The sequence below is a fragment of the uncultured Holdemanella sp. genome (assembly GCF_934754935.1).
Classification (GTDB): Bacteria; Bacillota_I; Bacilli_A; order Erysipelotrichales; family Erysipelotrichaceae; genus Holdemanella.
The window spans coordinates 1-24715 of record NZ_CAKVJB010000015.1; the positions used below are offsets into that span (position 1 = coordinate 1).

26 protein-coding genes and 3 other annotated features (1 of these 29 cut by a window edge) are annotated in these 24715 nt (G+C 34.0%); of the genes, 22 read left to right on the top strand and 4 right to left on the bottom strand.

Going from position 1 to position 24715, the window contains the following annotated elements; genetic code table 11:
• The 4 genes from Q0E86_RS05350 to Q0E86_RS05365 form a co-directional block, all read left to right on the top strand.
• A partial coding sequence (locus tag Q0E86_RS05350; protein WP_295755084.1) for a His/Gly/Thr/Pro-type tRNA ligase C-terminal domain-containing protein occupies positions 1-570 on the top strand: 570 nt, incomplete at its 5' end.
• On the top strand, positions 570-2336 hold the full coding sequence (gene dnaG, locus Q0E86_RS05355) for a DNA primase (RefSeq protein WP_295755085.1): 1767 nt from the start codon (positions 570-572) through the stop codon (positions 2334-2336). The genes Q0E86_RS05350 and dnaG, both read left to right, overlap by 1 nt.
• Before the next feature lie 4 nt (positions 2337-2340).
• Positions 2341-3570, top strand: a complete 1230-nt coding sequence (gene rpoD, locus Q0E86_RS05360; protein WP_295755087.1) for an RNA polymerase sigma factor RpoD — start codon at positions 2341-2343, stop codon at positions 3568-3570.
• Complete coding sequence (locus Q0E86_RS05365) at positions 3570-4223, top strand: class I SAM-dependent methyltransferase (RefSeq protein ID WP_295755089.1); 654 nt, start codon at positions 3570-3572, stop codon at positions 4221-4223. The genes rpoD and Q0E86_RS05365 overlap by 1 nt, the downstream gene beginning before the upstream one ends.
• Here the strand turns inward: Q0E86_RS05365 and ispH are convergent.
• A complete protein-coding gene (gene ispH / locus Q0E86_RS05370; protein ID WP_295755090.1) occupies positions 4208-5107 on the bottom strand; it encodes a 4-hydroxy-3-methylbut-2-enyl diphosphate reductase in 900 nt (299 codons plus the stop codon). The genes Q0E86_RS05365 and ispH overlap by 16 nt on opposite strands.
• Positions 5108-5189: 82 nt before the next feature.
• Here ispH and Q0E86_RS05375 point away from each other — a divergent pair, with 82 nt between their 5' ends.
• Together Q0E86_RS05375 and Q0E86_RS05380 are read left to right on the top strand one after the other, a co-directional pair.
• The gene (locus Q0E86_RS05375) at positions 5190-6512 is read left to right on the top strand and encodes a DEAD/DEAH box helicase (RefSeq protein ID WP_295755092.1); all 1323 of its coding nucleotides are present in this window, start codon (positions 5190-5192) and stop codon (positions 6510-6512) included.
• Entirely contained in the window at positions 6509-7348 is an 840-nt protein-coding gene (locus Q0E86_RS05380; RefSeq protein ID WP_295755093.1) for a deoxyribonuclease IV, read from the top strand. Before Q0E86_RS05375 ends, Q0E86_RS05380 begins: the two co-directional genes overlap by 4 nt.
• A 13-nt stretch (positions 7349-7361) precedes the next feature.
• Here Q0E86_RS05380 and ispG read toward each other — a convergent pair whose 3' ends face one another.
• A complete protein-coding gene (gene ispG, locus Q0E86_RS05385) occupies positions 7362-8411 on the bottom strand; it encodes a flavodoxin-dependent (E)-4-hydroxy-3-methylbut-2-enyl-diphosphate synthase (protein WP_295755096.1) in 1050 nt (349 codons plus the stop codon).
• Positions 8412-8514: 103 nt separating this feature from the next.
• On the opposite strand from ispG, the gene Q0E86_RS05390 reads away from it, so the two are divergent.
• The 13 genes from Q0E86_RS05390 to tyrS all read left to right on the top strand — a co-directional run bounded on the left by Q0E86_RS05390 (position 8515) and on the right by tyrS (position 20379).
• Positions 8515-10590, top strand: a complete 2076-nt coding sequence (locus Q0E86_RS05390; protein WP_295755097.1) for a penicillin-binding protein 2 — start codon at positions 8515-8517, stop codon at positions 10588-10590.
• A gap of 79 nt (positions 10591-10669) precedes the next feature.
• On the top strand, positions 10670-10819 hold the full coding sequence (gene rpmG / locus Q0E86_RS05395) for a 50S ribosomal protein L33 (RefSeq protein ID WP_003864966.1): 150 nt from the start codon (positions 10670-10672) through the stop codon (positions 10817-10819).
• 39 nt (positions 10820-10858) lie between these two features.
• A complete protein-coding gene (locus tag Q0E86_RS05400; protein WP_295755100.1) occupies positions 10859-11482 on the top strand; it encodes an MBL fold metallo-hydrolase in 624 nt (207 codons plus the stop codon).
• Between the two features lie 43 nt (positions 11483-11525).
• A complete protein-coding gene (locus Q0E86_RS05405) occupies positions 11526-12515 on the top strand; it encodes an ATPase, T2SS/T4P/T4SS family (RefSeq protein WP_295755102.1) in 990 nt (329 codons plus the stop codon).
• On the top strand, positions 12475-13425 hold the full coding sequence (locus Q0E86_RS05410; protein ID WP_295755105.1) for a type II secretion system F family protein: 951 nt from the start codon (positions 12475-12477) through the stop codon (positions 13423-13425). Before Q0E86_RS05405 ends, Q0E86_RS05410 begins: the two co-directional genes overlap by 41 nt.
• A 14-nt stretch (positions 13426-13439) precedes the next feature.
• Positions 13440-13739, top strand: a complete 300-nt coding sequence (gene comGC / locus Q0E86_RS05415; protein ID WP_295755108.1) for a competence type IV pilus major pilin ComGC — start codon at positions 13440-13442, stop codon at positions 13737-13739.
• The gene (comGD, locus tag Q0E86_RS05420) at positions 13717-14109 is read left to right on the top strand and encodes a competence type IV pilus minor pilin ComGD (RefSeq protein WP_295755111.1); all 393 of its coding nucleotides are present in this window, start codon (positions 13717-13719) and stop codon (positions 14107-14109) included. Before comGC ends, comGD begins: the two co-directional genes overlap by 23 nt.
• On the top strand, positions 14096-14257 hold the full coding sequence (locus Q0E86_RS05425) for a hypothetical protein (RefSeq protein WP_295755113.1): 162 nt from the start codon (positions 14096-14098) through the stop codon (positions 14255-14257). The genes comGD and Q0E86_RS05425 overlap by 14 nt, the downstream gene beginning before the upstream one ends.
• The gene (locus tag Q0E86_RS05430; protein WP_295755115.1) at positions 14220-14612 is read left to right on the top strand and encodes a prepilin-type N-terminal cleavage/methylation domain-containing protein; all 393 of its coding nucleotides are present in this window, start codon (positions 14220-14222) and stop codon (positions 14610-14612) included. Before Q0E86_RS05425 ends, Q0E86_RS05430 begins: the two co-directional genes overlap by 38 nt.
• Complete coding sequence (locus tag Q0E86_RS05435; RefSeq protein ID WP_295755117.1) at positions 14593-14961, top strand: hypothetical protein; 369 nt, start codon at positions 14593-14595, stop codon at positions 14959-14961. Before Q0E86_RS05430 ends, Q0E86_RS05435 begins: the two co-directional genes overlap by 20 nt.
• An 18-nt stretch (positions 14962-14979) precedes the next feature.
• Positions 14980-15176: a binding site (T-box leader), on the top strand.
• Positions 15177-15214: 38 nt separating this feature from the next.
• The gene (leuS, locus tag Q0E86_RS05440) at positions 15215-17629 is read left to right on the top strand and encodes a leucine--tRNA ligase (protein WP_295755120.1); all 2415 of its coding nucleotides are present in this window, start codon (positions 15215-15217) and stop codon (positions 17627-17629) included.
• An 11-nt stretch (positions 17630-17640) separates the two neighbouring features.
• Positions 17641-18894 (top strand): peptidoglycan bridge formation glycyltransferase FemA/FemB family protein, encoded by a 1254-nt coding sequence (locus Q0E86_RS05445; RefSeq protein WP_295755121.1) that lies wholly within the window; start codon positions 17641-17643, stop codon positions 18892-18894.
• 25 nt (positions 18895-18919) lie between these two features.
• Positions 18920-19114, top strand: a binding site (T-box leader).
• Between the two features lie 32 nt (positions 19115-19146).
• Positions 19147-20379 (top strand): tyrosine--tRNA ligase, encoded by a 1233-nt coding sequence (gene tyrS / locus Q0E86_RS05450; protein ID WP_295755123.1) that lies wholly within the window; start codon positions 19147-19149, stop codon positions 20377-20379.
• Between the two features lie 16 nt (positions 20380-20395).
• Here the strand turns inward: tyrS and Q0E86_RS05455 are convergent, their stop codons facing one another.
• Together Q0E86_RS05455 and aroF are read right to left on the bottom strand one after the other, a co-directional pair.
• On the bottom strand, positions 20396-21325 hold the full coding sequence (locus tag Q0E86_RS05455) for a TIGR01212 family radical SAM protein (RefSeq protein WP_295755125.1): 930 nt from the start codon (positions 21323-21325) through the stop codon (positions 20396-20398).
• Between the two features lie 50 nt (positions 21326-21375).
• The gene (gene aroF, locus Q0E86_RS05460; protein ID WP_295755127.1) at positions 21376-22389 is read right to left on the bottom strand and encodes a 3-deoxy-7-phosphoheptulonate synthase; all 1014 of its coding nucleotides are present in this window, start codon (positions 22387-22389) and stop codon (positions 21376-21378) included.
• Between the two features lie 348 nt (positions 22390-22737).
• On the opposite strand from aroF, the gene raiA reads away from it, so the two are divergent.
• The 3 genes from raiA to Q0E86_RS05475 all read left to right on the top strand — a co-directional run bounded on the left by raiA (position 22738) and on the right by Q0E86_RS05475 (position 24572).
• Complete coding sequence (raiA, locus tag Q0E86_RS05465) at positions 22738-23271, top strand: ribosome hibernation-promoting factor, HPF/YfiA family (protein ID WP_295755128.1); 534 nt, start codon at positions 22738-22740, stop codon at positions 23269-23271.
• Between the two features lie 116 nt (positions 23272-23387).
• The gene (locus Q0E86_RS05470) at positions 23388-23819 is read left to right on the top strand and encodes a cell division protein SepF (RefSeq protein ID WP_295562473.1); all 432 of its coding nucleotides are present in this window, start codon (positions 23388-23390) and stop codon (positions 23817-23819) included.
• A gap of 24 nt (positions 23820-23843) precedes the next feature.
• A complete protein-coding gene (locus Q0E86_RS05475; RefSeq protein ID WP_295755131.1) occupies positions 23844-24572 on the top strand; it encodes an RNA-binding protein in 729 nt (242 codons plus the stop codon).
• Positions 24566-24715: a binding site (T-box leader), on the top strand; it runs 63 nt beyond the window's last position. It overlaps the preceding gene by 7 nt.

Genomic DNA, 24715 nt, shown 5'->3' on the forward strand with positions numbered 1-24715 from the left:
AATGGTACAAGTGATATCGAATACCACTTCTCTGAACCTATCGGATGGGGTGAATTATGGGGTATCGCAGACCGTACTGACTTTGACTTAAAAGCACACCAAACAACTTCTAAACAAAACTTAGAATATTTTGATCAAGAAGCCAATGAAAAATATATTCCATACGTTATTGAACCAAGTGTAGGTGTTGAACGTTTGATGTTAGCGGTTATGTGTGAAGCTTATCAAGAAGAACAATTAGAAAATGATTCTCGTGTGGTATTAAAATTACACCCTGCATTAGCACCATATAAAGTAGCTGTACTTCCATTATCTAAAAAATTATCAGATCAAGGTGATGAAGTATTCGCAAAATTATCAAAACACTTTAGCGTGACTTATGATGATGCTCAAAGCATTGGTAAACGTTATCGTCGTCAAGATGCGATTGGTACTCCATTCTGCGTAACTGTTGACTTTGAAACAGCTAACGATGGATGTGTAACTATCAGAGATCGTGACACTATGCAACAAGAACGCGTCGCTTTAGATGATCTTGTTTCATATATTGAAAATAGAATCGCATTTTAATGAGCTGGATTAGTGAAGATGATATAAAGGCAATACGTCAACAAGCAGATATTGTTGACGTAATGTCTCACTATATTACACTTGAAAAACAAGGCAAAAATTATAAAGCCATATGTCCTTTTCATGATGATCATGATCCAAGCTTATCGATTTCGACTGATAAACAAATATTCAAATGTTTTGTGTGTGGCACAGGAGGAAATGTCTTTACTTTTGTTCAAAAGATTGAAAACATTTCTTTTCTAGAAGCCGTATGTAAGGTTGCTGAATTGATTCATTATCCTTTACATTTGGATACATCTAAATTTCAACCGAAAGTAGATCAAAATCAACCTTTATACGATTGTATACAATCCTATATTCGCTTTTTAACATTTGAACTGGAAAGTGAAAATGGAGAAAGTGTAAAAAGGTATTTAAGTCAACGAAAAATAAATGAAGATATTATAAAAAGATTTGAAATTGGGTATGCACCTGAATCGAGTCGTAGTGTGAAGTATCTCAAGGCAAAAGGTTTTAACGAACAAATACTATTAGATACAGGATTAATTCGTACTCATGACTTAGATGCCTATGCCGTATTTGATCATCGTTTAATGATTCCTATTCATGATGAACATGGAAATCCGGTTGGTTTTACGGCAAGACGTTTAAATGAAGATAAAGATACCGCAAAATATATCAATACTTCAGAAACAAAGATCTATCATAAGGGAAATTTGATTTTTAATTATCATAGAGCGAAAGAGTTTGCGAAAAAGAATAAGCGATGCATATTGGTTGAGGGGGCTATGGATGTCATTGCCTTTGAAAAGGCGGATATTCATGAAAGTATTGCTTGTTTAGGTACAGCTTGTACCAAGGAACAAATGACATTATTAAAACGTTTAAATGTACCACTTGTGGTATGTTATGACGGGGATAGAGCTGGTAAGGCAGCCACTTATAAATTTGGAAAGTTAGCCGTAGATTATGGCTTGAACTTTTCCATTGTGAAAAATACAACGGGTAAAGATCCGGACGAAATTTTTAATGAACTAGGTAAAGATGAATTGTATTTATCCGTTCATAAAACCGTATCGTTTGTTGAATTTTTGTTCGAATATTTACCAAATCAATATGATTTAGACAACTACGAGGATAAGAAGAAATTCACTTCTGAAATGCAGTCTTTTATTGAAAGAACATGCACAGATTTTGAAAAGGCCGATTACTATTCTCGTATTAAAGATCTAACTGGATTTGATCTATCAAATTCTGTAAGTGCTGTTGCACAAATAAAAGAACCAAGAAATAAACCATCTGTTATTCGAAATATTGAGCCATTAAAAAATGGAAGAACACTTGCCGAGTATGGTGTGTTATGGATGATTCTTAAAAGTAAATTAGCGGCCGACCAATTTAAAGATCAGATTGGCTTTTTCCAAGATCCAGTCTGTGAAGAATTGTCATTATATTGTTATGACATGTATCGAAATATGGACCACATCGATTTTGATGTCTTAATGAGTTATATCGAAAAAGAAGAGGTTCGTAATTTATTGGTAAGCCTAATGGAAAATCCGTTTCATGTTTATGAATATAATGAAGACTTCTTTAACGATAGTTTAATGAAGATCAAAGAATGTACTTTACAAGACCAAATTGATCAAATCAACAATGAGATCAAGAATGTTCAGGATCCATTGATCAAAATCAATTTGGCAAGTAAAAAACAGGAATTAATTATTCAAAGAAACGAAATCTTACATCGAAAGGAAGGATGAAACTATGGCAAATGAAACTCAAAAATTAAAGTTTACAAGCTTGGATGAGGCAAAAGAATTCTTGCTACAAAGCAAGGAACAAAATACAGATGTTTCTCAAAAACAATTCTTAGATGCAGTCAGTGCTTTAAATTTAGATGATGATACAATGGACGATCTATATAACTGGATCGATGAAAATATGATTGAATTCATTGACGGGGATGAATTGGATGATGAGGATTTAAATGAGGATGATCTAAGCGATGAAGATTTAGATGAAGAAGATTCGATCGCAGAAGAAATTTCTCAACTTGAAAAAACATTCGCTAATGCATCACATGCCAAGATCAATGACCCAGTTAAAATGTATTTAAAAGAAATCGGTCAAATTCCATTGTTGGATCCAAAAGAAGAGCCAATTATTGCGCGTCAGATCCAAGAAGGAGAACAGGCAAAAGAAGATATTAAAAACCCAGATTTAAGTGAGGAAGAAAAGAAACAACTCGCAAAAATCATCGCGGATGGTGAAGAAGCGAAACAAACATTGATTTCTTCAAACCTTCGTTTGGTTGTATCTATCGCCAAAAAATATGTAGGTCGTGGAATGTTATTCTTAGACTTGATTCAAGAAGGTAACTGTGGTTTGATCAAAGCCGTCGAAAAATTTGATTATACAAAAGGATTTAAATTCTCAACTTATGCGACATGGTGGATTCGTCAATCCATTACACGTGCGATTGCAGACCAGGCACGTACAATTCGTATTCCTGTACACATGGTTGAAACCATCAATAAATTAACACGTATTCAACGTCAATTGGTACAGGATCTAGGTCGTGATCCAATGCCAGAAGAAATCGCAGAAAAGATGGAAAACATCTCTGCTGAAAAGGTACGTGAAATTCAAAAGATTGCCTTAGATCCAGTCAGTCTAGAAACGCCAATCGGAGAAGAAGACGACTCTCACTTAGGAGACTTCATTGAAGATAAAGATACATTATCTCCAGATGATTACACAAACAATCAATTGTTGAAAGATGAAATCAATGCCGTTTTACAAGGCCTAACAGAACGTGAAGAAAAAGTATTACGTTTACGTTTTGGTTTATTAGACGGAAGAACACGTACGCTAGAAGAAGTTGGTAAAGAATTCAACGTAACACGTGAGCGTATTCGTCAGATTGAAGCGAAGGCTTTGCGTAAGTTAAAGAATCCAAACCGCTGCAAACGCTTAAGAGACTTTGTAAAATAATGATACCTTGTTCATCTCGTATTCAAGAAATATTAGAATGGGTCAATGGAAATTGTATTGCGGACATCGGTTGTGATCATGCTTACGTTGTCTGCAATGCTATTTTAAATAAACAATCCAAAAAAGGTTATGCGTGTGATGTGGCACAAGGACCATTGGATAATGCCAAGAAAACCATTGAAGAGAATCATTTATCCAATTTTGTATCTTGTCGATTATTAGATGGAATTCAAGGCTTGAATGAGGATGTGGATCAAATTATTATTTGTGGCATGGGCGGTAAATTGATCATCGATATTCTTTCCAAAGGGAATTTATATCCTGGCTTACGCTTATTATTATCAAGCCATAAAGATGATTTTGCCTTGCGAGAGTATTTACGCGATCATAATATTCATATTGTTCGCGAGAAAATGATTTATGATCATGGACACTATTATCCAATTCTAGATTGTATTTGTGCATCCAATCCACAAAATATAAGTTCTTCACAACTTCATTTTGGTGTAAATATGAAAATGGATTCAACGTATGTATCCTATCTAGATTTTGAAGAGAATAAATATAAAAATATTCTTTCAAAAGTCAATAAACCTGAATTTCTTGAAAAAATTGAATATATAAAAGAAATCCGTACTCAGAGAATTTCCTGAATACGGATTTTTGGCTTTTCAATGTCTTGAGACAAATAATCTTTGACTTGATTAGTCAAATATGTAGGCGTACTAGCACCGCTTGTGATCGCAATTGTGGCATACGGTTCAAAATCTTTCTTATCAATATCTTCAACGGTTTGAATGGAAAAGACATTTTGAATACCAGCCTTTTTACCAATATCCACAAGTTTTTGAGAGTTATTACTTGTAGGATCACCAACCACGATCAAACAATCGACATTTTTAAGATCTAAAATAGCCTGTTGACGAACTCTTGTCGCATTACATATTTCATCATGGAAGATGGCTGAAGGATAAAGTTGTTTGATCTTATCAAAAGTATCCTTTAATTCGTAAATCGACATTGTGGTTTGATTCGTCACAAAGATTTTACTTGTCTCAATACTCGGAATTTCTTTATTTGGCTCAATTAAATAGACTTTTTCACTCATTGTATAAATCGATTCAGCTTCCGGATGTTTATTCTTACCAATATAGAAAATCGTATAGTCCTCATCCAAATATTGTTTGACGATCTTTTGGGTCTGTAAGACAAATGGACAACTCGCATCTACAAGAATCAATCCTTTTTCTTTGGCTTTTTCATACACTTTTGGACTGACACCATGCGCTGTAAAAATTACGATACCTTCATGTATTTCATCGAGTAATTCCACCCTTGTCTTTGTCTTATCTTCAATCGTATCAATGGAATAGGATTCAAGGGCCTTTTTGACATATTGATTGTGTACAAGATTACCTAAAATCGTAATCTTTTGATTTGGATATTGAATTCGTGTTTTCTTTGCGGTTTCAATTGCTTTTAAAACGCCCCCACAATACCCCTGAGGCTTGACTGTAATGATATTTTGTGTTTTCATATATACATTATGCCCTAATTATTTGTATTTGTAAAATGGGAAGAATTTTGGGATAATACTAAAGTAAAGGATGTGAAAATTTATGAATAATCGTATTCAAGAAATAATGGATTTAGAACATTTCAAAACCTTAACACCCATCCAAGAACAGGTGTTAAATCGTAAAAATAAAAATAGAGATATTATCGGTGTTTCAAGTACAGGTTCAGGAAAGTCTCACGCTTTCTTTATGCCAATCTTTGAAAAACTAGATTTTGATCAAGATTGCGTACAAGCCGTCATCTCTGCACCAACTCGAGAACTTGCTTATCAATTATATGATCGTTGTCGTAAGATTGCTAAACATTTTAATGTACGCGTAAAACTTGTGACAGGTGGTATGGAAAAAGTAACGCAAATGGAAAAGCAGCCACAAATCGTGATTGGTACACCAGGAAGAATGAAAGACATGTTTATCAAAGACAATGTCTTACGTTTAGATACGGCTAAAATTGTTGTCATCGATGAAGCCGACATGACATTAGAATTTGGTTTCTTAGAAGATATTGATGAAATTTTATCAAAAATGGATAAGAAAGTTCAAATGATGGTCTTTTCGGCAACCATTCCAGAATCTCTACAACCATTCTTAAAGAAATATTTGTATGATCCTGAATTTATTGAAATCAAAAAGGAAGAAGCTTTCCAAAGTGATGTTAAACACATTTTGGTTCCTTGTAAGCACAAAAGCTATGAACAAAAAATCTTAGATGTACTTCCATGTATTCAGCCATATGTTTGTTTGATCTTTGCGAATACAACACAAGAAGCACAAAATATTGCGAATACAATGCGTGAAAATGGCTATGATCTAGTTGAACTTCATTCAGGTCTTGAATCACGCCAACGTATGCAGGCTATTAAAATGATTCAAAGCCAAAAGAAAAGCTATATTGTTGCGAGTGATATCGCCAGTCGTGGAATTGACTTAGAAGGAATTACACACGTTATTAGTTGTGGATTCCCTAAAGATTTAAAATTCTATATTCACCGTGCCGGTCGTACCGGAAGAGCCACTCGTGATGGTCAATGTATCGCTTTATATAAAGAAAGTGATAATAAATCAATTCAATCATTAATCAAACAAGGTATTGAATTTGAACATCAAGATGTGAAGAACAAACAATTTGTGGATTTAAAACCATATGTCAACAAGCGTCCAATGAAAAAGGATGAGTTCCATGAAGAAGTTGAAAAAATTGTTCATAAGAAAAAGAAAGTAAAACCAAATTATAAGAAAAGACAGCGTCAAGAAATTGATCGTATGAAACGTAAAAAGCGTCGTGAAATGATCAAATCGGATATTAAGCGCCAACAAAAAGAACGTGCTAAAGAAAGACAACGCCAAAAAGGAATGGACGTATGATCTATTTAGGAAGTCATGTTTCTTTTAAGGCCCCTAACTATTTTAAAGGGGCTATTGAAGAAGCTTTATCTTATGGTGCCAATGCCTGCATGATCTATACGGGACCTCCTAGTAATACACGTCGTGTGGATGTTTCAAAATTAAAGATTGAAGAAGCTAAAAAAATGATGACAGAACATGATTTTTCCATCGATCGTGTCATTGTGCATGCACCATATATTATCAATTTGGCCAATGCGCTAAAACCAGAAACAGCCTTGTTTGGACAAGAGTTTTTAAAAGCTGAATTAGAAAGAGTTTCTCAAATTGGTGCTAAAACACTTGTATTACACCCGGGAAGCCATGTAGGCGCTGGAATGGATGTGGGTATTGAATGGATCATCAATGGCTTAAATGAAGTCTTAGATAACGATACAAGCGATGTCAAGATTGCCCTAGAAACGATGGCCGGAAAGGGCAATGAGTGTGGCTTTACCTTTGAGCAACTTCAAAAGATCTATTTAGGCGTTCATAAAAAAAGTCGCATCGGTTTTTGTATGGATACATGCCATATTTGGGATGCGGGCTATGATATTACGCATTTTGATGAAGTCCTAGATCAATTTGATTCCATATTAGGCTTAGAAAATCTATTATGTATGCATATCAATGATTCTAAAAATGATTTGGGTGCTCATAAAGATCGTCATGAAAACTTAGGTAAAGGCTACATTGGTTTTGATGTATTATATTCTATTGTGCATCATCCAAAACTAGAACATGTCACAAAAATATTAGAGACTCCATTTATTGATGGAAAGGCTCCTTATAAAGAAGAAATCTCAGCACTACGCTGAGATCTTTTTTTAATTAAAATTTATCAATTTCTTCTTTTAAACGAGCTACGATCTGATCTTGTGGAATCTTTTCAATGATTTCACCCTTTTTAATCAATAAGCCCTCTTTTTTACCGCCTGCAATCGCAATATCCGCATGTTTAGCTTCACCAGGACCATTGACTGCACAACCCATGATGGCGACTGTTACTTCTTTATTTACGGTTTGAAGATAGCTTTCAATTTCATTAACAGCCGGCTCCATATCCCATTGTGTACGTCCACAAGTTGGACATGCGATTAGATTTGGTACATTTTTGATGAGCTTGCAGTCTTTTAATAATTCTTTGACAATTGGAATTTCTTTTTCAGGTGCTCCATTGACACTAATTCGAATCGTATTTCCAATACCTTCATTTAATAAAGTGCCTAAAGCTAAACTGGATTTGATGGCACTTGTCATGGTTGTACCAGCTTCTGTTACACCTAAATGTAAAGGATAATCAAATGTTTTTGCGGCCAAACGATAGGCTTCAATACATAAAAGTGGATCACTGGATTTAAAAGAAAGGACGGTATCATAAAAATCGAGATCTTCTAAGATTTTTACATGTCTTTGTGCACTTTCAATCATACCTTGGGCCGTTGGCTTACCATATTTTTCATGAATATCTTTTTCTAAAGAACCACCATTGATTCCGATACGAATTGGAATATGTTTTTCTTTACAAGCCCTTACGACTTTTTCAACATTTTCTCTAGAACCAATGTTTCCTGGATTTAAACGAATCTTATCGGCTCCGGCTTCAATACAAGCTAAAGCTAAACGATAATCAAAGTGAATATCGGCAACTAATGGAATATGGATTTGTTTTTTAATATCTTTTATGGCTTTGGCATCCTCCATATCCATACAGCTGACACGAATCATTTCGCAGCCCATTTTTTCAAGGTTTAAAATTTGTTTGGCAACCTCATCTGCCTTTTTTGTTTCAATGTTACACATTGATTGAATAACAACGTGATTATTATGTCCAATTTCAAGATTTTGTACTTGAACTTGACGCGTTTGAGTTCTGTTCATAGTCATCCTCCATATCTCAAGTATACGCCTTTCTTTCTTTTTTTTCCATTTCATCTTGGAAACGTGTATAATATATAGTGTTTTCGTATAAAGGGGGATTCAATTGAAAAAGAGTAGAAAATCATTGAAAAGGGCAAGACAAACTATTTCTGTTGATCAAGTTATTTCTAATCGTATATTGATTCTTGCGGTCTCTATTACCGTATGTTTTTTGGTCATCTTTTTACGATTATTCTATCTTCAGATTGTTTCATATAATGAATATACAGCGAAAAGAGAAGATTACACTTCCATCAAACAATATACTTCAGCACCTCGTGGTCAGATCTATGATTGTAAGGGAAAAATTTTAGCCAAGACTGTGGTTAGCCACAATATTGTCTTTACATCTCCAAACAATATGGATTCAGACGATTATGAATTGTATGCGAAACGTATTGTGAAAGTGTTTAGTGTAAGCGCAAAAGATTTTACAGATGAAGATAAAAAACAGGCGTATATTACGTATAAATCCTTTTTATCTCCAACAGACTCTGAGTATGCAGCCAATCATTTATTAACTTCAAAAGAATTAAAACAATATAAGAATGGTGCATGGGGTGACAATGCCGAAAGTAAACGATATCAGATCTTAATGAATCGTATTGGTAAAAAACAAATTGGCGAAATGACACAATCCGAATTAAAGATGTGTGTGATTTACCAAAGAATGATTGCCAACCAAAGTACAGGACAAGAAAATGTTGTACTTGAAGATGTCAGTGATGATGATGTGGCCTATCTTGTTGAACATAAAACAGAATTTCCTGGCTTTGACGTTGATTTTGGCGGATGGAAACGAGAATATCCATATGGAGAATCTTTATCGGATGTTTTAGGAAGTGTAACGACAAGTACGCAAGGTTTACCTAGTGAATTATCGAGTTATTATATTTCTAAAGGCTACCAATTAAATGCGAGTGTAGGTAAATCAGGACTTGAATATCAATATAATGATTTACTTGCTGGAACACCAGAAATCGCTAAGATTACGTATAATTCAAAAGGATTAGCCCAAAAAGATGTGATTCAAGAAGCGAAAAAAGGATATGATATCCATCTTTCTATCGATATTGATCTACAAACTTCATTAGATGATATTTTAAAGAAAACATTAAATGAATATGGTGGAACAGCCAATCGTGAAAACTTCCAATCTTTATTTACAACGGTATTAAATGCCCAAGATGGCTCGGTTCTTGCGATGTCAGGCTATCAAATGGATTTGGATACAAAAGGTATGACCTATTTTTCAACTGGAAACTATATGTCTTTAGTCAACCCAGGATCATGTATCAAGGGAGCTACAGTATATATGGGTGAAAGTGAACATGTGATGAGTCCAGGAGAAACGATTGTCGATAAAACAATGAATATTGGTGGACAAGAATTTAGTTCCTACAAAGATTATGGTACGGTTGATGACATTATGGCTTTGGAAGTAAGTAGTAACATATATATGTTTAATGTGGCGATTCGTTTGGCCAATGCATCGTATCAAGAAGAAGAACCACTGTATGTGAATGATCTTCAAGGTACATTAAATAAAATGCGTGGATATTATTCGATGTTTGGTTTAGGTAATAAAACGGGTATTGATGTACCAAATGAAGCAACGGGATACATGGGCTATGGTGCAGAACCTGGTATGTTACTTTATTATTCGATTGGTCAGTTTGATATGTATTCACCACTACAACTGGCAATATATGGTGCAACCATCGCATCGGATGGTAATTTATTTAAACCGCGTTTTATGACGTATGCGACAGAAGTAAATTCACAAGAAGTCGTTGTGACAAATGCCAAAAAGATCAAATCCACATTGCCAGAAAAGAATGCAGCTTATTTAGATCGTGTTAAACAAGGTTTTAGTGCATGTGTAAGCTCAGGCTATTGTGGAGATCCTATGCAGCCATTTGCCGGCCAAGTTTCAGCCAAAACAGGTACAGCCGAAGTAGGCGACTGGACAACTGCTAACCTTGTAGGATATGCACCAAGTAGTGCTCCAACCATGGCATTTGCGTGTTCAGCACCAACATCAAGTATCAATGATCAAAGCGTTTCACCAAACATTTGTTCGAATATGGTGATGCCAGAATTTATCCAAAAGTATTTCGAATTGTATCCTGCAAGTTAAAATTTTGAAAATGACTTGAAATTGACTTGTAAGTTATGCTAGAATCAACTAGTAATTACTAATGTGAGGAGGACTGAACATGAGAGATCGTATTACATTTAAGTGCTCTGTTTGCGGTGAAGAAAATTATATTGGTACAAGAAATAAGAAAAAACATCCTGAACGTATGACTGTTAAAAAATATTGTCCAAAATGCAATCAGCAGACTGAACATAAGGAGAAAAAGTAAGAAAGGCCGTTTTATTCGGTCTTTTTTATGTATTAGACGATGAAAGTTATTCAACAACCCTTAGGGCCTGTACAGGCTAATTGTTATTTGGTGATGGAAAATCACCATGCTTTAATCATTGATCCGGCAGACATGTTGCCAAATCTGAAAGAAATTCTTAATCAACATGATTGTACATTAGATGCGATTGTTTTAACGCATGCACACTTTGATCATATTTCAGGAGTGGATAAGATCGTAAATGAATTTGGTTGTGATGTATATTTAAATCCAAATGAATTTGATTTTCTTTCAAATCCCGATTTAAATTCATCGAGTGCCTTTTATATGGATGTGACATGTAACGCAAAACCAAAGCCACTTGTTGAAGGTAAAAATGAAATTGCAGGCTTTGAAATAGAAGCTATATATTGTCCTGGACATTCAATTGGTTCGACTGTATTAAAAATAGAAGATTGTTTATTTACCGGAGACGTATTATTTCAAGGTTCCATTGGAAGAATGGATCTAGCTACTGGCAGTGTTTCAAGTATGAAACAATCACTAAAAAAAATGTATGAACTCGACAAAGATTATAAAGTATATCCAGGTCATGGACCCACAACTTCTTTATCGCAAGAGAAAAAATGGAACGAAAGTTTAAAATATGCAGAAATTTATTAGAATTTCTGCTTTTTTTTTCGTATTAGATAAGGGGTGATAAAAAATGGATGATTTATTAAAGAATCTCATTGAATATGCGATTCAAAAGAGAGCGAGCGATATTCATTTTGTACTTCAAAATGAAAGGTTACAAATTCAACTTCGAACGCAAAATGAAATGATTGATGTATATCAAGATATATGGAAACCATCTTTTTTTGAGTATCTAAAATTTATTTCTCAAATGGATCTAACCAATCCTTATACGCCACAAAGTGGACAGTTTAAAGTTTATCTTCATAATCATGATATCTTTTGTCGTTTCAGTATCCTACATAATCACAATATTCAAACCGGTGTCATTCGATTGTTGAACACCAAACAAGCCATTCAGCTTCATGAATTGTCTTTATGGAAAAAGGATACACAATTCTTTCAATCTTTGATTCCATTACGACAAGGACTTGTGCTATGTGTTGGTCCGACCAACAGTGGTAAGACAACAACACTTCATGCCTTGCTTCATGAAATCGCAAAGACTAAGAAACATAAGGTGGTGAGTCTAGAAGATCCGATTGAAATTGAGGATGATTCTTACTTGCAGCTACAAATCAATGAGACGATGGGATTTACATATGATGTAGGAATCGAGCAATTATTACGCCATGATCCAGACATTATATGTATTGGAGAAACAAGAAACAGCTATACGGCAAAGATGGTATTGCGTGCAAGTTTAACGGGGCATTTAGTATTAACAAGTATTCATGCCAAAAATGGAAAGGAGTGTATAAGTCGTCTTGAAGATCTTGGTGTATCGAAACAAGATTTATTAAGTGTATGTACTGCCATTGTTTCACAACGCTTATATTCAAATGGCGACAAGAAAGTGTGTGTATATGAAATTATGGATCAAAAAACATTGGAATATGTTATTCGAAATGGAAACTATCCAGACCAATTCAAAACATTATCTTCAAAAATTAAAGAGGGTATTGAAAAAGGATATATCCTTGACGAACAAGCCCAATGCGACATGTTTAGTTTGTCGTGAAGAAATTGAACAATTTCAATTGTTACAAAATCAAGGTGTGCCATTTGATACATTGGTTCATTTGGTGTTTAAAAAGGATGGTGAGATTTTGGATGAATTAAAATTTGGCAATCGTTTAATAGATGTATTTTGTAGGGGTCAAAAGAAGTTGTATTTCAAGTATTTAAAGATTTTAGCTAATAAGATGAATCTTAAAGAAGCCATCGAATGTGTGAGTCAAATCGAAAAAAGTTCGAATGTATTCTTTGAGAAGTTATTGAAAAAGATCGCATATCCATTCTTTTTACTTGTGTTTGCGTATTTTATGATTTGTTTCTTTTCAGACTTTGTGCTTGTTCAAATGAAAGACTATATTTCAAATCATTTTGTCTTGATTTTGATTCAAGCATTAAAAGTTTTATTTGGAGTCAGTATTTTGAGTATTCTATTGTATCTAGGCTTATATTATTTATTTTTCTATAAATATGATGTAAGACTGAAATGTCCATTTTCTTTGATGAAGAAAATGATCTCTTTACAATTTGTATGTATGTATCAAGTTTTAGAAAAGACGAATAGTTCAACGCAAGAAGTATTAGAAACTTTAGCTTTAATGGACTTTAGTATTGTGGGTATGGTATCCAATGAAATCTTAAAGCAATTAAAGAAGGGAAATACTTTAGAAGCATGTTTTTTGGGTATCAATGTATTTGATGCATCCTTTAAGAAGATGATCAAATATGCCTTAAGTGGCAATCGCCTATCGATATTTTTTGATCTTTATGTCAAGAAATGTCGTTTAGATTTAGAAAAATCGGTAAAGAAATTATCGAATGGCATACAGTTGTTTTCGTATATCAGTATTGGCATATTGGTTGTGGTTGTTTATCAAATCATGATGATGCCTTTAAACATGTTAAATCAATTTTAAATGGAGGAGAAAAAATGGAAAAGAAAAATGGATTTACAATATTAGAAATGATGATCGTAATGTTGATTGTGGCTTTACTCTTGTTGATAACTTTACCTAATATTCAACAAAAGGAGAAGATCATTCGTGATAAGGGTTGTGAAGCTTTACTTGAAATTGTAAACTCACAAATCATGTTGTATGAAATTGATCAATTAGAAACACCGACAAGTGTGCAGGAGCTAATTGATTTTGGATATTTAAAGAAAGGACAAGATACATGTCCAGATCATAGCCAAGTGGTGATTGAAAATGGACAAGCCATCTCTAAATAAGAATGGTTTTACTTTTCTTGAAATGATGATCGTATTGTTGATTGTGTCAATTTTAAGTTTTGGTTTCTATTCGAAAATGCAGTCATCTCTTTATGTGTTTATGAAACAAGTTCAAACATTATGTATAACGGCTCGACAAAAAGCGTATGTTGAACATCGTAAGGTATATGTACATATTCAAGATTCGATTCACGTAGATGAAATAGAATATAAGATTCCTAAAGATATCGCCTGTGATTCTGTTTCTTTTTACTATAATGCCAAAGGGAATATGTCAAAGGCTTTAACTTTTCATTGTTCAAATACAAGTACAAAGATGAAACTTGTTTTTCAAGTAGGAGCTGGGAGGGTACGTCTTGAAAAGGAATAATGGTTTTTTATTGCAGGATGCTTTATTTGCGCTATTTGTGATCTTGATTTGTGCAAGTTTATTGGTTCAGGGTATTTATACTTTATATGTTCAAAGGGATTTAAAAATAAATGAAAAGATTGAGAAGAAATGGTTTCACACTGATTGAAGCCTTACTTGCCTTGTTTATCTCAAGCTTAGTGAGTTTACTAGGATGTATGCTTGTAAGTTGTGCTTTACATTTTGCGCATATGGATATGGATACACAAAATCAATTTGCGATCTTGCAGCTAAGAAGAGAATTAAGTGTGGCAAGTGAAGTTAAAGTCGAAGATGAACAATTGGAATATATTCGTAATCATGAGAAGTTTCGTTTGTATTTTGATAAGCATCGCATTGTGAAAAGTCCTGGTTATGAAATCTATATGGAACAAATGGATGCGGGCTATTTTTATAAGAAAGAAGATGGTTATTATTTGTGGTTTAAAAAGAAGAATAAGACCTATGACTTTGAAATCTATTAATGGATATGCGAGTTGGACAAGTTTGGTTTGTCTGTTTCTTGTGCTTCAAATTGTTTCTTTTTTAACGTTGAGTACCATTCAAAATGTATATCTTTTAAAGGCAAATCGACAAAATATTCTAGAACTATCGATTGTGGATCATGCCAAACATATGATCAAACATAATAATCGCATTAAGTTGTGTCATACAAATGAAGAGTTAATCAAAGAAAAGAATGAGACCATTATGAATTCACTAGTGCATTTTCAAGATTATTCCACTTTTATAGAGTGTACCTATGAGAATGTATGTATGAAGATCTATTATGATGATAAGGCAATCGTGGATGTTGTTATTGACGAACCATAAAAAACAAGATAAAATTGATGCATAGCGATGAATTAGAGTAGTAAAAGGAAATGGCAATTTTTAGAGAGCTAAAAATGGTGAAATTTAGCATTGTACAACCTTTGAACTTGCTAAGGAGCTGATGAGTAATGTTATCCGTATACTCTGCGATAAAGGGTTAGAGGGCACAATTAAGATTGTGAACTAAGGTGGTACCGCGTACAAACGTCCTTAGATTTCAAGGGCGTTTTTTATTTTTTTATAGGAGGCTAATATGTACGATCATTTAGAAGTAGAAAAGAAATGGCACAAATATTGGGATGAGCATGAAACATTTAAAACGGATGTTTGGGATTTTTCAAAGCCTAAATTTTATGCGTTAGATATGTTTCCATATCCAAGTGGTGTAGGACTTCATGCAGGACATCCTGAAGGATATACAGCTACAGATATCGTTTCACGTATGAAACGTATGCAAGGCTATAATGTACTTCACCCAATGGGATATGATTCATTTGGTTTACCAGCTGAACAATATGCTGTTCAAACAGGAAACAATCCAAATGGATTTACACAAGAAAATATTAAGACTTTCACAAATCAGTTAAAAGAATTAGGGTTTGACTATGACTGGTCAAAGATGATTGCGACATCGGATCCAGATTTCTATCATTGGACACAATGGATCTTTAAACAATTGTATAAAGATGGCTATGCCAAATATGTAGACATGCCAGTTAACTGGTGTGAAGAATTAGGAACTGTATTATCAAATGATGAAGTTATCGATGGTAAAAGTGAACGTGGTGGCTATCCAGTCATTCGTAAAAATATGAAACAACTTTGTATTGATCAGGCTGCTTTTGCAGAAAGACTTTTAGAAGGTTTAAATGAAATTGATTGGCCAGAATCAACAAAGGAAATGCAAAGACATTGGATTGGACGTTCAACGGGTGTTGAAGTTCAATTTGAAATCGTTGGTGGAGGAAAATTCTCAATCTTTACAACATGTATTGAAACCATCTATGGTATTACATTCATGGTACTTGCACCAGATGGATATTTAGTACAAGAATTGATGCCAAGAATCAAAAACCAAGATGAAGTAAAGGCTTATATTCAGGAAACTGTATCGAAATCTGAAATGGATCGTACAGAATTAAATAAAGGTAAATCTGGATGTCGCTTAGAGGGCATCAAGGCAATTAACCCAGTCAATGGAAAAGAAGTCGAAGTCTTTATTGGAGATTTCGTATTAGCTAACTATGGTACTGGTGCAGTTATGGCTGTACCAAGTCATGATCAACGTGACTTTGAATATGCGATTGCGCACAATATCGATATGATTCAAGTTATTGAAGGACAAGACGTAAGTGAACATGCCTTTGAAAAACAAGACTATTTAGGAAAGGGCTGCAAGTTAATCAATTCTGAAGAATTTACAGGTTTAACGGTAGAAGAAGCTAAAGTAGCCATTACTAAAAAATTAGTAGATATGGGTATTGCCAAAGAAACAGTAAATTATCGTTTCCGTGAATGGATCTTTGCGCGTCAACGTTATTGGGGAGAACCAGTTCCAATTGTGCATTTAGAAGATGGTACAGATTATGTGCTTCCAGATGAAGAATTACCTTTGATCTTACCTGAACTTGAAGATTATAAAGGACACAATGGAAAAGCACCTCTTGAAAATGCGACAGAGTGGAAGCAATACAATCGAAATGGTGTAAAGGGCGTTCGTGAAACAAGTACAATGCCAGGTTCAGCAGGATCTTCATGGTATTATTTACGTTATATCGATCCTAAAAATAAAGAACAATTAGGTGATCCAGAATTGTTGAAACACTGGATGCCAGTTGATTTGTATGTAGGTGGACCAGAACATGCGGTAGGTCACTTGATGTATTCTCGTATTTGGAATAACTACTTATATGACAAGGGAATTGTGGCTTGTAAAGAACCATTTAAAAAATTAGTACACCAAGGTATGATCTTAGGTGAAAATGGTATCAAGATGGGTAAACGTTATCCTGAATTTGTTGTGAATCCTTCTGATATCGTTAAAAAATATGGTGCAGATACACTTCGTTTATATGAAATGTTTATGGGGCCATTAGAACAAAGTAAACCTTGGTCAATGGCCGGTTGTGATGGTGCTAGAAGATGGATCGATCGTGTATATCGTTTATTTATTGAATCTGGTAAAGTTACAGATACAAATGATGGTAAATTAGATAAAGTCTACAACCAGACCGTTAAAAAAGTAACTGAAGATTATGAATCATTAGGATTTAATACAGCTATCTCACAAATGATGATTTTCGTAAATGAGGCTTATAAGGCAGAAACCATTTACAAGCCATATGCCGAAGGTATTGTTAAGATGTTATCTTGTATTACACCACACATTGGTGAGGAAATGTGGCAATTATTAGGTCATAATGAAACGATTGCGTATGAGCCATGGCCAACATATGATGAAGCTAAATTAGTCGAAGATACAATTACTTGTGTTGTACAGGTAAATGGTAAGGTTCGTGGTAAGTTTGAAGCCGCTGTAGGTTCAAGCAATGAAGAATTAGAAAAACAAGCTATGGAATTGGAAACGGTTCAGCGTCAAATTGAAGGAAAAACAATTCGTAAGGTTATCGTTGTAAAGGGTAAAGTTGTGAATATTGTTGCCAACTAAGAAGGTGAAGTATGCAAATCAATACAATAAATATTCAAGAATATAGTGAATATTTAGATACAGTGGATACGGTGGTATTTCAACAATCCCAATATCATGCCAAAAAATTTGAACATGATGGATGGAGTGTTGAATTTATTCAGGCTAGTCAAGAAAATGAAGTATACGCAACGTGCATGCTTGCGTATCTTCCTTTAATGAAAGTCTTTAAATATTGTTATGTCGCAAGAGGATTTCTTGCCGATTATAAAGATAAGGATAAGCTTGTAAAGTTTACTTCTTCTTTAAAACAATATCTGAAAAAGAAAAATGTAGTTTATCTTGAAATGGATCCTGAAATTGATCTTGTTCAAAGAGATAAGGATGGAAATGTTGTTGAGAATGGTTTTAATAATTATGATGTTGTAGAAAATCTAAAATCAGGTGGGTTTTTACAACTTCCTTTAAAACAAGGATATGATTTATCGAAGGAATGTCGTTTTTGTTCCTCTATTGATTTAAGGGGTAAAACGAGTGATGAAATTTTTAATGAGTTTTCAAGTGCTACAAGACGAAATACTAGAACGGCACAAAAGTATAATGTGCATATTCGAAAACTTGGTGTAGATCAACTTCATATCTTGGATTCTATGGAAAAAGAAACGAGTGCTCGACAAGATTTTGAAGCCATGAGTTTGGATTATTTTAAAAATCTATATGCGTTCTATGGTGAAGATCATGTTGAAACACTATTATCTTATTTGGATTTAGATGAGTATGAACAAAAAATCAAGAAAGAATACAATACGACTTTAAAAAGTATTGAAAAGACAAAGACTTTCTTAGAAAAGAATCCTGGTAATGAGAAAAAGGAAAAGCGTTTAAAGACGGATGAAACGTATTTGGATTCTTTAGACAAGAAAATTTCGCATATTCAAGAATTAAAAGATACGTATGGTAAAGAAGTGCCATTAGCTTGTTGTTTGTTCATTAAATATGGTCATGAAATAGTATATCTTGTTGGTTCTAGTAATTATGAACAAAGAGATTTTAGAGGGCCTTATGCGATCCATTGGCATATGATTCAAGAAGCAATTCAAGAGGGCTATGACTTCTATAATTTCTATGGTATCAGTGGTTATTTTGAACCGGGTAAAGAAGGTTATGGTGTCTTTGATTTCAAACGTGGATATAATGCCGTAGTGCATGAATATATTGGTAACTTTATACTTCCGTGCAAGCCGTTTATCTTTAAAATTTATAACAAATTAAAACATATTTGTTGAGTTTAGTTTCTAGATTCGATATAATAAATTCGCTATGATAAGAAAGAGTACACAGATTATCTATTTCTTAGAGAGAAACTGGTTGGTGTAAAGTTTCAAATAGACCTGTGGAATACACCTTGGAGCTTCAATTTTGACGTATACCTGCGTTAAAGGTTTAAGTGCATACAAAGAATATTTGTATGAAGTAAGGTGGTACCGCGATCAAATCGTCCTTATTGGGCGATTTTTTATTTTTTCAGGGAGGACAAAATGGAATTATTTGAAGAATTGAAATGGCGTGGTCTAGTCGACAACGTTACAAGTGAAGAAGTGGAAGATGTAATCAATAATGGGGAAGTTACATTCTATATTGGTACAGATCCAACAGCGGATAGTTTACACATTGGACACTATTCATCATTGTTGATGGCAAAACGTTTAGAAAAACATGGACACCACCCAATTATGTTGGTTGGTGGAGCTACTGGATTTATCGGCGATCCAAAGGCAACTGGTGAAAGAAGCATGTTGACGCCAGAAGTATTAAAATCAAACTATGATGCTTTACATGCACAAATCTCTAAATTATGGGGCTTTGACATGGTCAACAACTTAGATTGGACAAAAGATATCACAATCATTGATTTCTTACGTGATTATGGAAAATTATTCAATGTGAATTATATGTTGAATAAAGAAACAGTAAAAAAACGTTTGGATTCAGGAATTAGTTATACAGAATTCTCATATATGATCCTTCAATCTTTAGACTTCTTAAATCTTTATCAAACAAAAGGTTGTACAATGCAGATTGGTGGACAGGATCAATGGGGAAATATCACTTCTGGTTTAGAATTGATTCGTAAAAAATGTGGTGCAGATGTAAAATGTTATGGATTAACAATGCCACTAATCACAAAAGCAGATGGAACTAAATTTGGTAAGAGTGAAACAGGAACTGTATGGTTGGATCCTAAAAAGACATCTCCTTATGAACTATACCAATTCTTATTCAATACAGATGATTCAAAGGTGATTGAATACTTAAAGAAATTAACATTCCTAACAAAAGAAGAAATCGATGCTTTAGAAGTATCATTAAATGAAGATGCAGGAAGACGTGAAGCACAAAAGAAACTAGCTGAAGAAGTGGTTCGTGATTTACATGGTGAAGAAGGTTTAGAATCAGCATTAAAGATCACAAATGCTTTATTCAGAGGTCAATTAAATGATTTGGATGAACAACAACGTTTAGATGCCGTTAAAAACATGGATAAAGTGGATCAAGAAGCTGGAAAGACTTTAATTGATGTTTTAGTTGAGGCTAAGATTGCTTCAAGTCGTCGTGAAGCTAGAGAATGGATCAAAGGAAATTCAATTAGCTTAAATGGTGTAAAAGTCAATGATGAAACATTGGTGATTGATGCAAATCAAGCATATGTAGATAACTTTGTAATCATTCGTCGTGGTAAGAAAAGATATTACTGCTTAAATTTGAAATAAAAATAAAAATACGTGGTTAGACATTTTTGCCTTGCCACGTATTTCTTTTTACCATTAACTTATCAATTTCATTTGTCACAATCGTTTTCTTGATGGTCCATTTTGGCTCAATCAAATCTTTCGCAATACCATCACCTGTTAAGCGTTCAATAATCATTTCTTGTGGTAAAAGCTCCAATTGATCGACCACAATATCGACATATTCTTCTAAGGTTAGAATATGAAATGGATGTTCTTCATATTCTTTGGCCATTTGTGTACCTTCAATTAAGTGTAACATGTGAATTTTGATCGCATCTGGATTGTGTTTAGAAATCTGTTTGACCGTTTCTAACATATCGGATTTGGATTCATTCGGTAAACCATTAATAATATGTACACATGTTTTGATGTTTGTAGATTTTAATTTATCGATCCAATAAAATACGATCTGTGTACTGTGTTTTCGATTACACTTTTCCATAGTAGTCTCATGTACACTTTGAAGTCCTAATTCTAGCCAGACTTCTTTATCTTGATGGTTTAAATAGTCAATGATTTCATCACTTAAACAATCAGCTCGTGTCGCAATCGCTACACCAGGAATATCTGGATCTTTAAAGAAAGGATCATATACTTTCTTTAAGATAGCTAGTGGGGCATATGTATTGGAGTAGCTTTGAAAATACGCAAAGCCAATACAATCGGGCCATTTATTTTGCATGCGCTTTAAGCCTTCTTTATATTGTTTCTGTAAAGTATCATCAAAACATAGAATGCTGTCACCAGAACCCATGCTAGAACAAAATGTGCATCCACCAATGCCTTTTGTCCCATCGCGGTTTGGACATGTAAAACCTGCATTTAATGGAATCTTAGCGACTTTTTGATGGTATGTATTCCGGAAATAGTAATTGATTGTTTGATATCTTTTATTGTCATTTGAATAAGGATAAGGATTGTTCATTGTATCACCCAAAGCATTGTAACATAAAAAGAAACTGCGTGGGCAGTTTCTTATAGTTCTCGTCCAATAACTTTGGCGATAGCTTTTCCTTTTTCAACAAGATCAGCATAGCGTTTTGGCTTTAAGCTTTGCGCTCCATCACTCCATGCGTTTTCTGGATCATCATGGACTTCAATGATCAATCCATCGGCACCTGCTGCAATAGCGGCTAGGGATAATGATTCAATTAATTTATAATCTCCAGCTGCATGACTTGGATCAATGATAATAGGTAAGTGGGTTCTTTCTTTAATGATTGGTACAACACTTAAATCTAATGTGTTACGAGTATAGGTTTCAAATGTACGAATGCCTCGTTCACAGAAAATGACGTTTGGATTTCCTTCCGACATAATATATTCTGCAGCCATGATCCATTCTTGAATCGTTGCGGACATGCCTCGTTTTAATAAAATAGGTTTCTTAGTTTTTCCAACGGCTTTTAATAAGTCAAAGTTTTGCATGTTACGAGCACCAATCTGAATGATATCTACATTTTCAACGAATTCATCCAAATGTTCTGCACTCATAAGTTCGGATACAATAGGAAGTCCTGTTTCTTCTCTAGCTTTGACCATAGCCATAACACCAGCGGTACCCATACCTTGGAATGCGTATGGACTTGTTCTTGGCTTATAAGCGCCACCTCTTAACATATCAGCTCCTGCTTCTTTTACTTCTTTGGCAATACGGCATATTTGATCTTCACCCTCAACCGAACATGGTCCTGCGATCATCGCAATTTTTTTACCACCGATTTTGATTCCATTCACATCCACAATTGTATCTTCTGGGTGGAACATACGGTTGGCTAATTTATAAGGTTGGGCAACACGTTGTACGTTATATACGATGGGGTTAGCCAATACGCTTTTTTCATCTACAATACTTGTATCTCCAACTAGACCAAAGACGTTGTAGTTATCTCCTTGAATCATTGTGACTTGAAGATTCATCTTTTCGAATTTGTTGATCAATTTGTCGATATCGTGTTTTGGTGCATTTTTCTTTAAAGTAATAATCATAGTAATATCCTTCTTTCCATTTGTGAGTAACAAAAAAGCATTAACAGTTAGAATTGTTAATGCTTAAAAGCCCTAATAAAAATACCATTCAGTTTTGATTGGCTTCATTAGGGCTATCTAAAGTAAAAGTAAAAAAATGTTGATTGAATGTTCATGTTAATCACCTGTATATACTATAGCTCATTCTTTGAAAATATGCAAGTTATTTTCTGAAAATAGTTACATTATACTTGTCAACCTACTTGGCAAACTTGGTTATATTTTTGTCATTTCTTGTCAAAAGGTGTAAAAGAAAAGAATCGTGATATAATCTAAGTAGCAATAGAAATCATATAGGAGGTACATAATATGAAAGTCAATATTGTAGGAAAAAACATCACAGTAACACAGGGAATCTCAGATAAGATTCATAAGAAATTAGATGTTTTAACAAAGTACTTCATTATTGGTGAGGATGATGTAGCCAATGTATTGGTTCGTACATATCCTACAAAACAAAAAATTGAAGTTACAATCCCAACACGTTATGCGATTCTTCGTGCAGAGGTTGTAGATGATGATTTATATGCAGCTATCGATCGTGCTGTAGATAAATTGGAAGATCAAATTCGTAGAACAAAAACACGTTTAACACGTAAAAATAAAGAATCACTTGCAGAAGCTTTCTTAGATCATGAATTATTCAATGATGAAGAAGTAGATGATGATGAAGTTGTTCGTACAAAATCTATCGTTCCAAAAGAAATGAGTTTGGATGAAGCTATTATGAAAATGGAATTGTTAGGACATGATTTCTTCATTTATACAGATGATGAAACGAGTAAAATTGCCGTTTGCTACAGACGTCATGATGGTGGATACGGATTAATTGAAACTGAATAATACGTAAAAAGGCATGTCAAATTGGCATGTCTTTTAATTGGAAATAAAAAAAAGAATATAAGTTTGAATAAGTCATTCTTTGTGCTATAATTATGTTCGTTAAGGAGGTTTTTCCCATGGGATTTATGGATAAAGTAAAAGACTTCGTTGCTCCAATCGAAGAAGAAGACGATTATCAAGAAGCACCACAAGCTGAAAAGGTAGAAGAAGTAGAACCTCAAAGTCGTTATGAGAGACCAAAAGCTCGTACGAACACAACTTCTTTGAATTCAAATACAAAAATGGTATTGTTTGAACCAAGAAGCTTTGGAGAAGCTGAGGAAGTAGGACAACGTTTAAAAGAAGGTCGTGCTGTTGTAGTTAATTTACACAAGCTAGATCGTGACTATGCACAACGTACTATTGATTTTTTAACAGGTGTTGTATATGCACTTGATGGTAAAATTCAGAAAATTGGTCAGAACGTAATTTTATGTTCTCCAGCTGAAATTGGTGTACAAGGAACTATTTCATTAGGAAGTCCTGATGACTTCGAAGATGAAGACTAATATTTACTTTTAATGAGCTCATTTATGGTAGGTCATGATGTGTTTATTTCGCAGATGAAAGATCAGATTCGTATCTTTCAAAAACAAAATAGGCTGATCATGACCTATTTTTTATCGATTTCTGAACAAGCAATTCTTCAGAATATGGTACCTAAAAATATTCATCTTGTATTTGATGGGGGCTATGATGAGGCAGAAAGAAAAATCGCATGCTTTATACCCGAAGGATATGAGGGTTTTAGTGATTGTGTTTGTCTTCATGCCACATACAATTCAAAATTCAAAACATTAACACACTCTGATTTACTAGGATGTTTAATGCATTCGGGTATTGAAAGAAGTGTCATTGGCGATTTAATTGTACAAGAAGATGACTTATATATTTTTTGCAAAGAAAAGATTTCAAAATATATTATCGATAATTGTACGCAGATTGGTAAGTGTAATGTATGTTTTGAAGAGTGTTTGGATTATGAAATCACAAAAAGTAATAAAAAAGAAATACGTATCATGTGCAGCAGTCTACGTTTAGATAGTATTGTTGCTCAATTGTCACATTGTTCAAGAAGTGAAGCATTAAAAAAGATTCATGCAGGATTTGTGAAAGTTAATGATGTGGTACTTGAACAAAATTTACAATTGTGCAATAATGATTTCGTGTCAATCAGAAAGACAGGTCGATTCCAGTTTAAAGAGGTTGTTTCAACCACAAAAAAGGGAAGACTTGTTTTGAACTTTGATCGATATATTTAGCTAAGATAAAGACACGCCTTTATTCGTTAGGATTTAAGAGAGCAATGAAATTTGGTGAAACATTGTATGAATAAGAATTTAGGTATCCCTTTTGAGCTGATCTTACGAAATTATAGTAGTTTGATCCGGATGATCCGTTATCT

Coding starts and splice junctions, on each gene's coding strand:
- Q0E86_RS05455 (WP_295755125.1), bottom strand. CDS start 21,325: ATGAACAATCCTTATCCTTATTCAAATGACAATAAAAGATATCAAACA.
- Q0E86_RS05470 (WP_295562473.1), top strand. CDS start 23,388: ATGGGATTTATGGATAAAGTAAAAGACTTCGTTGCTCCAATCGAAGAA.
- comGD (WP_295755111.1), top strand. CDS start 13,717: ATGGACAAGCCATCTCTAAATAAGAATGGTTTTACTTTTCTTGAAATG.
- Q0E86_RS05375 (WP_295755092.1), top strand. CDS start 5,190: ATGAATAATCGTATTCAAGAAATAATGGATTTAGAACATTTCAAAACC.
- Q0E86_RS05380 (WP_295755093.1), top strand. CDS start 6,509: ATGATCTATTTAGGAAGTCATGTTTCTTTTAAGGCCCCTAACTATTTT.
- aroF (WP_295755127.1), bottom strand. CDS start 22,389: ATGATTATTACTTTAAAGAAAAATGCACCAAAACACGATATCGACAAA.
- dnaG (WP_295755085.1), top strand. CDS start 570: ATGAGCTGGATTAGTGAAGATGATATAAAGGCAATACGTCAACAAGCA.
- leuS (WP_295755120.1), top strand. CDS start 15,215: ATGTACGATCATTTAGAAGTAGAAAAGAAATGGCACAAATATTGGGAT.
- Q0E86_RS05475 (WP_295755131.1), top strand. CDS start 23,844: ATGGTAGGTCATGATGTGTTTATTTCGCAGATGAAAGATCAGATTCGT.
- ispG (WP_295755096.1), bottom strand. CDS start 8,411: ATGAACAGAACTCAAACGCGTCAAGTTCAAGTACAAAATCTTGAAATT.
- Q0E86_RS05445 (WP_295755121.1), top strand. CDS start 17,641: ATGCAAATCAATACAATAAATATTCAAGAATATAGTGAATATTTAGAT.
- Q0E86_RS05435 (WP_295755117.1), top strand. CDS start 14,593: ATGACTTTGAAATCTATTAATGGATATGCGAGTTGGACAAGTTTGGTT.
- rpmG (WP_003864966.1), top strand. CDS start 10,670: ATGAGAGATCGTATTACATTTAAGTGCTCTGTTTGCGGTGAAGAAAAT.
- raiA (WP_295755128.1), top strand. CDS start 22,738: ATGAAAGTCAATATTGTAGGAAAAAACATCACAGTAACACAGGGAATC.
- Q0E86_RS05365 (WP_295755089.1), top strand. CDS start 3,570: ATGATACCTTGTTCATCTCGTATTCAAGAAATATTAGAATGGGTCAAT.
- Q0E86_RS05405 (WP_295755102.1), top strand. CDS start 11,526: ATGGATGATTTATTAAAGAATCTCATTGAATATGCGATTCAAAAGAGA.
- ispH (WP_295755090.1), bottom strand. CDS start 5,107: ATGAAAACACAAAATATCATTACAGTCAAGCCTCAGGGGTATTGTGGG.
- tyrS (WP_295755123.1), top strand. CDS start 19,147: ATGGAATTATTTGAAGAATTGAAATGGCGTGGTCTAGTCGACAACGTT.
- Q0E86_RS05430 (WP_295755115.1), top strand. CDS start 14,220: ATGAAAAGATTGAGAAGAAATGGTTTCACACTGATTGAAGCCTTACTT.
- Q0E86_RS05400 (WP_295755100.1), top strand. CDS start 10,859: ATGAAAGTTATTCAACAACCCTTAGGGCCTGTACAGGCTAATTGTTAT.
- comGC (WP_295755108.1), top strand. CDS start 13,440: ATGGAAAAGAAAAATGGATTTACAATATTAGAAATGATGATCGTAATG.
- rpoD (WP_295755087.1), top strand. CDS start 2,341: ATGGCAAATGAAACTCAAAAATTAAAGTTTACAAGCTTGGATGAGGCA.